The sequence below is a fragment of the Curtobacterium sp. AB451 genome, from assembly GCF_050585845.1.
Lineage (GTDB): Bacteria > Actinomycetota > Actinomycetes > Actinomycetales > Microbacteriaceae > Curtobacterium.
The window spans coordinates 1-12,757 of the sequence record NZ_JBOBQG010000010.1 but is presented as its reverse complement, the minus strand read 5'-3'; the positions used below and the strand labels follow the sequence as shown (position 1 = coordinate 12,757).

The window sequence follows — 12,757 nt, the reverse complement described above, 5'->3', positions numbered from 1 at the left end:
TGTCCACCACTCGCCAACGTCGAACACACGGCTGATCACTGAACTACCTACGCTGTTCCCCTCCGCAGGAGCTGGTGCCGTCGTGACGACATACGAGACGCGTCGCCTAGGGTGACGGCGTCGCCGTAACCGACGCCACATTGACGTGGCAATACCTGTCGCGCCTGGAAGCGAGAGAGCGCGCGTCGCGCGTTCCGAAAAAGCAACGACAGGGGCCGCGCATCCCACCACGAGCCCGACTACAACGAAGAAGCCCACCGAGATTCTCGGTGGGCTTCTTCGTTGTGAACAGTTCTTAAGACGATTACTAACTCGCCCCGTCGGTCGGGCTGACAGGATTTGAACCTGCGACCCCTTGACCCCCAGTCAAGTGCGCTACCAAGCTGCGCCACAGCCCGCGAGCCCCGAGGGACCCACGTCGCCCGCGTCCGACCGGAGCGCGGAGCAACCCGACCAGCATAGCGGACGACGGACCCCTCCGACGCCACGCGCTGTCGTCCCGCGCGCGTCGCCCAGCGGTTGGTCCCGGCACGTCGTCGAGCCCGCACGACACCCGTCGGATTCCCAGGGTCCCCGCCACCCGGCTCGTAGGGTGGCCCGATGCGTTCCGGCCCCACCTCCCGTGTCCTCCTCGCACTCGCAGCGACAGGTCTGCTGCTCGGAGCCGCCGGGTGCACCGGGGCCCAGTCCGGGCCGACCCGGGCGACCCTGGCGAAGGCGACCGCACAGACTGTGTCGGTCGCATCGGCGTCCGACGCCGTCGACCGATCGGTCCGGACGAGCCGCGCGTTGTTCGCGTCCGCTCCCGGGGCCGTCGTCGCGCCGGCCGGTGACGCCGACGCCGTGCGGTCCGCGGCGAGCGCCGCCGAGGCGGCCCACGTCCCGGTCCTCCTCACCGGCGGGGACGAGTCGGCCGCACCTGGCGAGTCCGAGGGGAAGGGCGGATCGCCCGCCGCGCGCGAGCTGGCGCGCCTCGGCGCCCGGTGGTACCAGGCCGAGGGCAACGTCCGGCTCGACACCGACGTCCCCGAGCAGGACGCGCCGGACGGCGGGGACGCGCCGGAGCCGAGCCGCGCCTCCAGGCAGGCCACCGTCGTCGTGGCGGACGCGAGCGCTGACGCAGCAGCCGTGGCGACCGCGAAGGCGGCGGGTGCCCGCGTCGTGGCGATGCCGGACGGTGTGACGGACCCTGCGGCCGCGCCAGACGTCGTGACGGCGCTGCACGAGCGACGGGACCACCCGACGGTGCTGGTGGGGGCGGCGTTCGCGGACCTTCCGGACCCGGAGTGGACCGTCCGCGCGGCGGAGAACGGGTGGCAGCTTCCCGACGGCGGGCAACGCCCCTTCGACGGGCACCGCTACGTGGCGCTCTACGGCGCGCCGGGAGCCCCCGCGCTCGGTGTCCTCGGCGAGCAGGACCCGACGGCGACGGTGCGGCGCGCGGAGTCCGTCGCGGCGTCCTACGAGGGGCTCGGCGACGTGCCGATCACGCCCGCGATGGAGGTCATCGCGACCGTCGCCACCGGGGACGCCGGAGCAGACGGGGACTACTCCACCGAGCTGCCGGTGTCGACGCTCGAGCCCTACGTCGATGCCGCGCACGACGCCGGGATGCCCGTGATCCTCGACCTGCAGCCCGGGCGCGCGGACTTCCTGTCGCAGGCGAAGCGGTACGAGTCACTGCTGTCGAAGCCGGGCGTGTGGCTGGCGCTCGACCCGGAGTGGCGGCTCGGGCACGACCAGGTCCCGCTCGAGCAGATCGGGAGCGTGAAGGCGTCCGAGGTGAACGAGGTGTCCTCGTGGCTCGCGGACCTCGTGAAGGAGAAGGGGCTCCCCCCGAAGGCGTTCGTGCTGCACCAGTTCCGACTGTCGATGATCCAGGACCGCGACACGCTCGAGCAGCACCCGGAACTCGACATGCTCGTGCACGTCGACGGGCAGGGGTCGCAGCCCGACAAGCAGGCGACGTGGAAGGCGCTGCACGTCGGAGCGCCCGAGGGCATCCACTGGGGCTGGAAGAACTTCTACGACGAGGACACACCGATGCTGACGCCGCAGCAGACGATGGCGGACGTGACGCCGACACCGTCGCTGATCACGTACCAGTAGCGGGTTGCGTGGGTGAGTTGTCCACAGCCGGGAGGCGCGACCCACCTTTCGTCGGTCGGTGCTGACAGCATGGGGTCATGTCTGTTGCTCCGCCGCCCGTCCAGCCGTCCGCCGCGATCGCTGCGGAGGCGCAGGAGGCGCTGCACGCCCTGACCGGGCGTCCCGACGCCGTGTTCCACCCGGGGCAGCTCGAGGCGATCTCGGCACTCGTCGAGCACCGGCAGCGGGCCCTCGTGGTGCAGCGCACCGGATGGGGCAAGTCCGCCGTGTACTTCCTCGCGACCCTGCTGCTCCGGCGCCGCGGGGGCGGGCCGACGGTGCTCGTGTCGCCGCTGCTGGCGCTCATGCGCGACCAGGTCGCCGCGGCTGCCCGCGCCGGGGTGCGCGCGGTGTCGATCAACTCGGCGAACGCGCACGAGTGGGGTGAGACGCAGGCGGCGCTCGCCCGTGACGAGGTCGACGTCCTGCTCGTCTCCCCCGAACGGCTCAACAACCCGCGGTTCCGCGACGAACAGCTGCCGATGCTGATCGCCCGCATGGGCATGCTCGTCGTCGACGAGGCACACTGCATCTCCGACTGGGGGCACGACTTCCGACCGGACTACCGGCGACTGGCCGAGCTCATCCGTTCGCTCCCCCACGGCGTGCCCGTGCTCGCCACCACCGCGACGGCGAACGAGCGCGTGGTCGAGGACGTCGCCGAGCAGCTCACCGCCGGCCCTGATGCCCCGGTCTTCACCATCCGCGGGTCCCTCGCACGGGCCTCGCTGCGGCTCGGCGTGCTGTCGCTCCCCGACGCCCGGCAGCGGCTCGGCTGGCTGCTGGCGCACCTCGGTGACCTGCCGGGCAGCGGGATCATCTACACGCTCACCGTCTCTGCAGCCGAGGACATCGCGCGGCTCCTGCGTGACAACGGGTACGCCGTCCGTGCGTACACCGGTCGGACCGACACCGACGAGCGCGAGCAGCTCGAGCAGCAGCTCAAGGGCAACGAGCTCAAGGCCCTCGTGGCGACGAGTGCGCTCGGCATGGGGTTCGACAAGCCCGACCTGGGGTTCGTCGTCCACGTCGGAGCCCCGTCCTCGCCCGTCGCCTACTACCAGCAGATCGGCCGCGCCGGACGCGCCACCGACAACGCGGACGTCCTGCTGCTGCCCGGGCGCGAGGACCAGGAGATCTGGCAGTACTTCGCGAGCGCGTCCATGCCGACCGAAGCCCGCGCGTCCGCGGTGCTGAACGCGCTGTCCCGTGACGCCGCGATGTCCACCGTCGCGCTCGAGGGGTTGGTCGACATCAAGCGCTCCACCCTCGAGCTCCTGCTCAAGGTGCTCGACGTCGACGGCGCCGTGCAGCGGGTCGCCGGCGGGTGGGTCGCGACCGGGCAGCCGTGGGAGTACGACGCGCCCCGCTACGAGCGTGTCGCCGCGGCCCGCGCTGCCGAGGCCGCGTCGATGCTCACCTACGAGTCCACCTCGGCGTGCCGCATGCAGCTCCTGCAGCAGGACCTCGACGACCCGTCCGCCGAACCGTGCGGCCGGTGCGACAACTGTGCCGGGGCCTGGTACCCGTCGGACGTCTCGTCGTCCGACGCCTCCGGTGCCGCGGCGGCGCTCGACAAGGTCGGCGTGGAGATCGCCCCGCGCGCCCAGTGGCCGTCGGGCATGTCGTCGCTCGGCGTCTCGGTGCGGGGCAAGATCGGCGCCGACGAGCTCGTGCAACCCGGCCGCGCCGTCGCCCGACTCACCGACCTCGGATGGGGCGGACCGCTGCGCGCGCTGTTCTCGCCGTCCACCGCCGACGCCCCGATCTCCCGCGAACTCGTCGACGGGTGTGTCCGTGCGCTCAAGGACTGGCCGTGGGAGACCCGGCCGACCGGGGTCGTCGCGATGTCCTCGCGGTCGCGGCCCGAGCTCGTGGGCTCGCTCGCGCAGGCGCTGTCCTCGATCGGGCGGCTGCAGTTCCTCGGGACGCTCGGGCGGAACGGTGGGACGCCGCGCGGGGACGGTGCGACGAACAGCGCCTACCGGTTGTCCGGGGTGTGGGACACGTTCGTCGTCGACCCGGCGCTCGGCGCCGCGCTGCGGGTGCACGAGGGGCCGGTGTTGCTCGTCGACGACCTGGTGGACAGCCGGTGGACGATGACCGTCGCCGGGCGGGAGCTGCGGCGGGCCGGGGCATCGGCGGTGCTGCCCTTCGCGTTGGCGACGGTGGCCTGAGGTCGCAGCCGGCGCACGCTGTCGGCCGGCGCTCGCTGTCGGCCGGCGCTCGCTGTCAGGCGGCGCCGAGCGCCTCCAGCTCGGCCACGGCGTCCGCGGGCAGGTCGAACCCCGCCGAGGCGATGTTCTCGTGCAGGTGCCCGACCGACGACGTCCCCGGGATGAGCAGGATGTTCGGCGACCGCTTCAGCAGCCACGAGAGCGCGACCGTCGTCCGTGACACGTGCAGTCGCTCGGCGACACGGTCGAGGGTGGCGTAGTCGATCGGCGAGAAGCCCCCGAGCGGGAAGTACGGCACGTAGGCGATGCCCTGTTCCGCCGTCGACTCCACCAGGGCCTCGTCCTCGCGGCGCGCCACGTTGAACATGTTCTGCACGCACACCACCGGCGCGATGCCCTGCGCCTCGGCGAGCTGCTCGGCCGTCACCGTCGAGACGCCGAGGTGCCGGATGAGCCCCTGCTGCTGGAGCGCCGCGAGCGCCTCGAACTGCGGCGCCAGGCTGCCCGGCTCCGGAGCGTCGAACCCGCCCACCCGGAGGTTGACCACCTCGAGCTGCTCGAGCCCGAGCGTCCGCAGGTTGTCGTGCACCTGCTCGACGAGCTGCTCCGGCTGCCGAGCCTGCGGCCACCGCCCCTTCTCGTCGCGCCGGGTGCCGACCTTCGTCACGATGTGGAGGTCGTCCGGGTACGGGTGCAGCGCTTCACGGATGAGCTCGTTCGTGACGTGCGGGCCGTAGAAGTCCGCGGTGTCGATGTGCGTGATGCCCGCCTCCACCACCGCGCGGAGGACCCGGACGGCCTCGTCGTGGTCCTTCGCCGGGCCGAACACGTTCGGTCCGGCGAGCTGCATGGCGCCGTACCCGAACCGCGTCAGTTCGAGGTCGTCGGCGAGGCGGTACGTCCCGCCGGGGAGCGTGGGGGTGGCGTCGTCGGTCATGGTCCGAGGATGCGCCGTGCTCCCGCGGGTCAGCCGTGGCCGGTGTCCCCCGCCGCGTCGGCTGACGACGCGCGGCGACGCTTCCGGGCACCGCCGGGTCCGGGGCGGGTGACGCACCACGAGTCGGCCAGGAGGCGCGGTGCGGGCCCGCACCGCGCCTCCTGGCCCGCACGCCCTCGCGTCGTCAGGCCGCGCCGATGCCGTCCAGCTCCGCCACCGCGTCCGCCGGCAGGGCGAAGCCCGCCGACGCGACGTTGTCGCGCAGGTGCGCGACCGACGAGGTCCCGGGGATGAGGAGCATGTTCGGCGAGCGCTGCAGCAGCCAGGACAGCGCGACGGTGAGGCGGGTGACCCCGAGTCGTTCGGCGACGGCGTCGAGCGCCCCGGACTGGATCGGCGAGAAGCCGCCGAGCGGGAAGTACGGCACGTAGGCGATGCCCTGTGCGGCGGTGGCGTCCACGAGTGCGTCGTCCTCGCGGCGGCCCACGTTGTACATGTTCTGGACGCAGACCACGGGCGCGATCGTCTGCGCCTCGGCGAGCTGGTCCGCGTTCACCGTGGAGAGTCCGAGGTGCCGGATGAGCCCCTGCTGCTGCAGCTCGGCGAGCGCCTCGAACTGCGGTGCGATGCTGCCCGGCTCGGGCGCGTCGAAGCCGCCCATCCGGAGGTTCACCACGTCGAGCTGCTCGAGGCCGAGGGTGCGGAGGTTGTCGTGCACCTGCTCGACGAGTTCGTGGGGCTCGCGGGCGTGCGGCCACCCACCCTGGTCGTCACGTCGGGCGCCGACCTTCGTCACGAGGTGGAGCCCCTCGGGGTAGGGGTGGAGGGCCTCGCGGATGATCTCGTTCGTGACGTGCGGACCGTAGAAGTCGGACGTGTCGATGTGCGTGATGCCGAGCTCGACGACCGTGCGGAGCATCCGGATCGCCTCGTCGCGGTCGGTCGGGGAGCCGAAGACCCCGGGTCCGGCGAGCTGCATCGCGCCGTACCCGACGCGGGTGAGCTCGAGGTCGTCGGCGAGGCGGTAGGTGCCGCCGGGGAGGTTCGTGTTCGTCATGTCCACCACGATGCGCCGGCCGGCGTCCCCACGGCAGGTCCCCGTGGACCCTGGGAGTGCGGGGACCAGGATCGGTGACCGCCACCGTCGTAGCATCGGGGCCGTGGACGACAACACGCTCGGCGAGTACCTCCGCGCTCGGCGGGCGCTGGTGCGGCCGGAGGACGCCGGCATCCGGGTGACCGGGGTGCGCCGGACCCCGGGTCTCCGCCGCGAGGAGGTCGCGACCCTCGCGGGCATCAGCGCCGACTACTACCTGCGGCTCGAGCAGGGTCGGGACCGCAACCCCTCCGTGCAGGTCCTCGACGCGGTCGCACGGGTGTTCGGCCTGGACCAGGTGGCCCGCGACTACCTGCACGGGCTCGCCGGCGCCTCCCCCGCGCCGCGTCGGCGGACACCGCGGACCGAGCGGGTGCCGTCGGGCACGCTGCAGCTCGTCGACGTGATCGGGCTGCCCGCGTTCGTCGAGGACCGGTCGTTCGACGTCCTCGCCGCGAACGCCCTCGCCACCGAGCTCGCGCCCGGTCTCCGCGCAGGCGAGAACCGCCTCCGGACGATGTTCCTCGACGACGCCGAGAGCGCCCGCTACCCGGACTGGCAGGACCAGATGGCGGGGATGGTCGCCGCGTTCCGGGCGTCGATCGGCACCGACGTGCAGGACCCGGCCGTCACGGCGCTCGTGGGCGAGCTGTCCCTCGGCAGCGAGGACTTCCGGCGGCTGTGGGCGCGGCACGACGTCCGGCCGCTCGCGGGCGCGGCGGTCCGGATGTGGCACCCGGAGGTGGGCGACCTCGAGCTGCGGCGGGAGAAGCTCGGTGTCGGCGGCACGGACGGGCAGCTGCTCGTCGTGCACCACGCGGAGCCCGGTTCGGCGTCGGCGGAGCGGCTGGCCGTGCTCGCGTCGCTCGCGGCGTCGCGGGTGGCGGACCGGGTCGCGGACTGACGGCGGGGCGGGCTACCGCCGAGCGGGCTTCGGGAAGGTCGTCCGCATGTGGTCCGAGGTGAGCACGTCGCCGATCCCGATCATCAGCAGCGAGAACACGATCTGCTCGATCACCATCCAGAACGGGTAGAGGCCCGGGATCGCCGCGACGACGAGCGTCACGATCGGGAAGATCCGGCTGAACAACCGGAGCCGCTGGTACGCCCAGTAGTACCCGAGCTGCGCACGCCACGCGAAGACGTAGAGCGTCAGCGTGATGAGCAGCACGACCGTCGCCCGGAACCACACCGCCCACGGCACGGTCTCGCCCGCGCGGGTCAGCACCACGGCGACGACGATCGCGGTGAGGCCGACGATGGTCTCCGCGACGAGGAGCCAGCGGATCCACCGGAACGACCGCACGGTGTCGGGGTGTCCGAGCATGTCCTCGCGGATGACGTAGCCGGCCTGCCGTCCGCCCGCGAGGCGGTCCAGACGCAGCCGGCACCACAGTCGGTCGGCGACGGCGCCGAGGTCGTTGCTGCGGAGGCTCACCAGACAATGGTGCCGCATCCGGCGGGCCGGTCGTGCACCGCGCCCGGGCCGCGGGCGGGTCAGACCGGCAGGAGCACCGCCGACGCGACGACCCGACCGCCCGGACCGCGGAGTTCGAGCGCGTGGACGGGGTCGGGGAGCCGCTCGGCCGAGGTCGCCCCCAGCACGAACGCGACGCCGCGCATGTCCGGGGTGACCGCACCGAGGTCCTCCTCGCGGCCGTCGGGGGACGTGAGGACGGCACGCGTCGCCCCGGCGGGGAGCGCGGGGTCGCCGGCGACCGTGATCGTCAGGGTGTCCCCGTCGGTCCCGAGGATCGTCACGGTGCCGATCGACCGACCGTCCGACGCCGTCAGTGTGCCGGCGACGGGCGGGACGCGGCGCCACCAGGCCGTGGTCGACGGGTCGCCGGGGCCGTCCGCCTGCCGGGCCGACGGTTCGGGTGCCACGACGGGTGCACCGAGGGCGTTGGACGGCGTGAGCAGTCGCTCCGACCCGGCGGCGTCCACCGAGCCGGGCACCGGGGTGGACGTGCCGTCGACCGACCGTGCCCCGCCGTCGCCGTCGCCGTCGCCGCGCTGCACGACCACGGCCGTGACGGCTCCGACGACGAGCAGCACGGCGACGCCCCCGGTGAGGAGCACCCGCCGTCCGCTCGCCATCGCACGCCTCAGCGCTTGCGGCGCTCGCGGACCCGCATGTTGACGTTGATCGGCGTCCCGGAGAAGCCCCAGACCTCGCGCAGACGACGGGTGATGAACCGTCGGTACTGCGGGTCGAGGAAGCCCGTGGTGAAGAGCACGAACGTCGGCGGCTGGCTCGAGGCCTGCGTGCCGAACAGGATGCGCGGCTGCTTGCCACCACGGACCGGGTGCGGGTGCTCCTGCACGAGTTCGGCGATGAAGGCGTTGACCTTGCCCGTCGGGATGCGGGTGTCCCACGACTCGAGCGCGGTCTCCAGCGCGGGGACGAGCTTCTCGAGGTGGCGTCCGGTGCGTGCGGAGATGTTCACCCGCGGCGCCCACGACACGTGCGCGAGGTCCTGTTCGATCTCGCGCTCGAGGTAGCGGCGTCGGTCGTCGTCGAGCAGGTCCCACTTGTTGTAGGCCAGCACCAGCGCGCGGCCGGACTCGAGGACGAGGTCGATGATGCGCAGGTCCTGCACGGAGATCGGCTCGGTGACGTCGAGGACGACGACGGCGACCTCGGCCTTCTCGAGCGCTGCGGTGGTGCGGAGCGAGGCGTAGAAGTCGGCGCCCTGCTGCAGGTGGACGCGCTTGCGGATGCCGGCGGTGTCGACGAAGCGCCAGACGCGCCCGCCGAGCTCGATCTGCTCGTCCACCGGGTCGCGGGTCGTCCCCGAGAGCTCGTTGACGACGACGCGCTCCTCGCCGGCGGCCTTGTTGAGGAGCGAGCTCTTGCCGACGTTCGGTCGGCCGAGGATCGCGACGCGGCGGGGCCCGCCGACCTCCTGCTTGGCGACGGCCGACGTGTCGGGGAGCGTCGCGATGATGAGGTCGAGGAGGTCCGCGACGCCTCGCCCGTGCAGGGCCGACACCGGGTGCGGCTCCCCCAGGCCGAGGTTCCAGAGCTCGTACGCGTCGAGGTCGCGGCGGTCGTCGTCCGACTTGTTCGCGACGACGATCACCGGGCGGTCCGTCCCGCGCAGCATCTTCACGACGTGCTCGTCGGTGGCGGTGATGCCGACCGTGACGTCCACGACGAAGAGGACGGCGTCGGCGAGGTCGATCGCGACCTCGGCCTGCGCCGCGACCGAGGCGTTGATGCCCTTGGCGTCGGGCTCCCACCCGCCGGTGTCGACGAGCGTGAACCGCTTGTCGTTCCACTCCGCCTTGTACGAGACGCGGTCGCGCGTGACACCGGGGGTGTCCTGCACGACGGCCTCGCGACGACCGAGGATGCGGTTCACGAGCTGCGACTTGCCGACGTTCGGGCGGCCGACGATCGCGAGCACCGGGTAGGCCGGCAGGTACGTGATGCCGTCCTCGCCGAGCTGCCCGGCGTCGAGGAGGGCGACGTCCTCCTCGTCGAGCTCGTAGTCCTCGAGCCCGGCGCGGAGCGCGTTCGCCCGCTGCTCGGCCTCGGCGTCGTCGAGTCCGGCGAGCCGCTCGCCGAGGGCGTCGTCGTACTCGGGGAAGTCGTCGTGTTCGGGGGTGTCCAGCTGCGCCATGTGGGTGTCCTTGCCGGCGACCCTTCGGCCGCGTGTTGTCAGTGCGTGGCCGCGCGAGGCCCTGGTGGTCAGTGCCCGGCCGCGCGGGCCAGGTCGACGACCGCTTGCACGGTCTGGTCGAAGTCGAGGTCGGTGGAGTCGAGCGTCGTGACGCCGTCGGCGGCGTTCATGAAGTCGACGACCTTCGCGTCCGCCGCGTCGCGACGAGCGAGTGCGGCGGAGGTCTCGGCGGCCGACTGGGTCGTGACCTCAGCCGAACGCCGGGCCATTCTAACGGACTCGTCGGCGGTCAGCAGGATCCGGACCTCGGCGTCGGGAGCGACGACCGTGGTGATGTCCCGGCCCTCGGTGATGATGCCCCGCCCCTCGGCCTTCCGCATCACGTTCCGGAAGAGCTGCACGAGCCGCTGGCGGACCTCGGGCAGCTTCGCGATGTGGGCCACCGCGCCCGTGACCTCGGGGGTGCGGATCGCGTCGGTCACGTCGGTGCCGTTCACCCGGACGAAGTAGTCGTCCGGGTCCGTCCCGATCTCGTAGTCGAACGAGTCCCAGCTGCCGAGGACCGCGGACGCGTCGTCGAGGTCGACCTGCTCGGCCAGCGCGTGCCAGGCGAGCGCGCGGTACGCGGCACCGGTGTCCTGGTAGCCGAAGCCGAGCGCCCGCGCCGCCGCACGGGACACGCTGGACTTGCCGCTGCCGGCGGGACCGTCCACCGCGATCACGAACTTGGCCACGAACGCACCGTCGGGCAGCCCGGCCGGGAGCGGGTCGCGCGTCGAACCGGGTTCGCCGCCGCCCTGCCCGTCGAGCCCGCCGCCGGCCCCACCGGCGCCGCCGATCGGCCCGGGCTGGTCGCCGGGCGTGGGGAGCCCGGTGTCGGGTCCGTCGGGTCCACCGGTCACGCCGGAGTCGTCGTTGTTCACGCCCATGCTGCTGCGATCCTCCATCCGCGACCCTCGAGTTCGTCGACGAGTCGCTGTTCCTGCTCGGGCAGGACCGACACCTCGACGATGCCGATCTGCGCGCCCGGTGAGTGCTCGAGGCGCATGTCCTCGAGGTTGATGCCGATCTCCCCGATGAACGTGAGGAGGGCGGCGATCTGCCCGGGGGTGTCGTCGACGAGGACGACGACCTGGGCGAAGCGCTTGGTGGTGCCGTGCTTGCCCGGCAGCCGTTCGACACCGCGGTTGCCGGCGGCGATGGTCTCGGCGAGGGCGCGCGGCGAGCCGGGGGCCGCCGGGTCGTCGAGGGCCGCGAGCACCCGGTCGAGGTCGTCGCGGAGGTCGGCGAGCACCGGGCGGATCCGCTCGGCGTTCGCGCCGATGATCTGCACCCACAGCCCCGGGTCGCTCGCGGCGATGCGGGTGACGTCACGGACCCCGCCACCGGCGAGCCCGAGCGAGCCGTCCGGGGCGTCGCGCAGCCGCGAGGCCATCAGCGTCGACACGAGCTGCGGGGCGTGCGAGACGTAGGCGACCGCGAGGTCGTGCGACTCGGGTTCCATCGGGACGACGGTCGCGCCGAGGTCGAGCGCCAGGTCCTCCACCACGGCGGCGCGCTGGTAGGTGATGTCGTCGTGCCCGGCGATCACCCACGGCTGCCCGAGGAACAGGTCGGCGCGGGCGGCGGTCGGCCCGCTGCGCTCGCGTCCGGCCATCGGGTGCGAGCCGATGTAGCGGCTGACGTCGGCGCCGGCGGCCCGCAGGCTCGTCAGCGGCCGTGACTTCACGCTCGCGACGTCGGTCACCACGGCGTCCGGGAAGGCGCGGAGCTCACGCTCGACCACGGTCGCGACGACGTCCGGCGGCACGGCCACCACGACGAGTTCCGGGGCGTCGCCGGCGGCGGGGCGTCGCCCGGCACCGTAGTCCACGGCGAGCGCGAGGGCTGCGGGCGAGACGTCGTCGAGGACGACCTCGACGCCCTTCTCCCGCAGGGCGAGCCCGATCGAGGCCCCGAGGAGCCCGGCGCCGACGATCCGCACGGGTCCCCGCAGGCGCCGGTCGATCTCCGGTGCGTCGTGCTGGGCGGTGGCGTCGGTCACCGGGCAAGCCTACCGATCGCCGACGGCAGCGCCCCGCACGGGTTCCGTGCGGGGCGCAGCCGTCGAGGGGCGCGGATCGGTCAGCCGACCGGCCAGCGCGTGGTGAAGCGCAGCTCGACGGGGGCGTTCACCGTGTCGGTGACGCGCACGTGGCTGGCGCCCTCGCGGAGCGGCAGGGTCTGCTGCCACGCCCCGTAGGCGTCCACCTGGAACCCGCGCACCGTGCCGTCCCGGAGGTCCACGATGCCGCCGTACGCGCCGGGCGCCGCCGTCCCGCTGAACCGCACGCCCGGGTTCGTGAAGTCGGGGTCGGCGTCGACGGTGCTGCCCTCGGTCGGCGAGGTGATGCGGAGCTGGGAGCCGGTGTCGGACGCCACGGTGAAGGACACGTCGACGTCTCCGTACAGTCCGACGATCCGCGCGGTGTGCTGCCCCTGCGGGAACAGCACGTCCGGGATGGTCCACGTGCCGTCGGCCCGGACGACCGTGCTGGCGACGCGGTCGCCGCCGGGAACGCGCACGGCGAGCTGGTCGCCGGGCGAGGCGGTCCCGCTGAACGTGACGTACCCGTGGTCCGGCGAGATCGTCGCCCCGGCTTCCGGCGAGGTCACGGTGATCGGGCGCAGGTCGCTCTCGAGCCGGACGCGTTCGGTGCGCTCGTCGGCGGAACCGGGTCGCTGCACGACCGCCGCGTCGTAGCGCTGCCCGACGGTCAGCCGCAGGTCG

11 protein-coding genes and 1 tRNA gene are annotated in these 12,757 nt (G+C 73.1%); 3 read left to right on the top strand and 9 right to left on the bottom strand.

Features of this window, described 5'->3' with window-relative positions; genetic code table 11:
* Positions 1–324: 324 nt before the first annotated feature.
* A tRNA-Pro gene (locus tag ACQXVK_RS16615) sits at positions 325–398 on the bottom strand.
* 202 nt (positions 399–600) lie between these two features.
* Here ACQXVK_RS16615 and ACQXVK_RS16610 point away from each other — a divergent pair.
* On the top strand, positions 601–2,109 hold the full coding sequence (locus ACQXVK_RS16610; RefSeq protein ID WP_430854310.1) for a hypothetical protein: 1,509 nt from the start codon (positions 601–603) through the stop codon (positions 2,107–2,109).
* Between the two features lie 77 nt (positions 2,110–2,186).
* A complete protein-coding gene (locus ACQXVK_RS16605; protein ID WP_430854309.1) occupies positions 2,187–4,325 on the top strand; it encodes a RecQ family ATP-dependent DNA helicase in 2,139 nt (712 codons plus the stop codon).
* A 55-nt stretch (positions 4,326–4,380) separates the two neighbouring features.
* Here the strand turns inward: ACQXVK_RS16605 and ACQXVK_RS16600 are convergent, their stop codons facing one another.
* Together ACQXVK_RS16600 and ACQXVK_RS16595 are read right to left on the bottom strand one after the other, a co-directional pair.
* Complete coding sequence (locus ACQXVK_RS16600; RefSeq protein WP_430854308.1) at positions 4,381–5,262, bottom strand: oxidoreductase; 882 nt, start codon at positions 5,260–5,262, stop codon at positions 4,381–4,383.
* A 184-nt stretch (positions 5,263–5,446) separates the two neighbouring features.
* Positions 5,447–6,319, bottom strand: coding sequence for an oxidoreductase (locus tag ACQXVK_RS16595; protein ID WP_430854307.1), 873 nt, complete (start codon positions 6,317–6,319; stop codon positions 5,447–5,449).
* Between the two features lie 103 nt (positions 6,320–6,422).
* Here ACQXVK_RS16595 and ACQXVK_RS16590 point away from each other — a divergent pair, with 103 nt between their 5' ends.
* Positions 6,423–7,262, top strand: coding sequence for a helix-turn-helix domain-containing protein (locus ACQXVK_RS16590; RefSeq protein ID WP_430854306.1), 840 nt, complete (start codon positions 6,423–6,425; stop codon positions 7,260–7,262).
* Positions 7,263–7,274: 12 nt separating this feature from the next.
* Here the strand turns inward: ACQXVK_RS16590 and ACQXVK_RS16585 are convergent, their stop codons facing one another.
* The 6 genes from ACQXVK_RS16585 to ACQXVK_RS16560 all read right to left on the bottom strand — a co-directional run.
* Entirely contained in the window at positions 7,275–7,796 is a 522-nt protein-coding gene (locus tag ACQXVK_RS16585) for a hypothetical protein (RefSeq protein WP_430854305.1), read from the bottom strand.
* A gap of 59 nt (positions 7,797–7,855) precedes the next feature.
* A complete protein-coding gene (locus ACQXVK_RS16580) occupies positions 7,856–8,458 on the bottom strand; it encodes a hypothetical protein (RefSeq protein WP_430854304.1) in 603 nt (200 codons plus the stop codon).
* 8 nt (positions 8,459–8,466) lie between these two features.
* Complete coding sequence (der, locus tag ACQXVK_RS16575; RefSeq protein WP_402263876.1) at positions 8,467–9,987, bottom strand: ribosome biogenesis GTPase Der; 1,521 nt, start codon at positions 9,985–9,987, stop codon at positions 8,467–8,469.
* A gap of 68 nt (positions 9,988–10,055) precedes the next feature.
* Positions 10,056–10,721, bottom strand: a complete 666-nt coding sequence (cmk, locus tag ACQXVK_RS16570; RefSeq protein WP_402265652.1) for a (d)CMP kinase — start codon at positions 10,719–10,721, stop codon at positions 10,056–10,058.
* Positions 10,722–10,906: 185 nt separating this feature from the next.
* A complete protein-coding gene (locus tag ACQXVK_RS16565; RefSeq protein ID WP_430854303.1) occupies positions 10,907–12,031 on the bottom strand; it encodes a prephenate dehydrogenase in 1,125 nt (374 codons plus the stop codon).
* 80 nt (positions 12,032–12,111) lie between these two features.
* On the bottom strand, positions 12,112–12,757 hold a 646-nt coding region (locus ACQXVK_RS16560; protein WP_430854302.1), incomplete at its 5' end, for a hypothetical protein.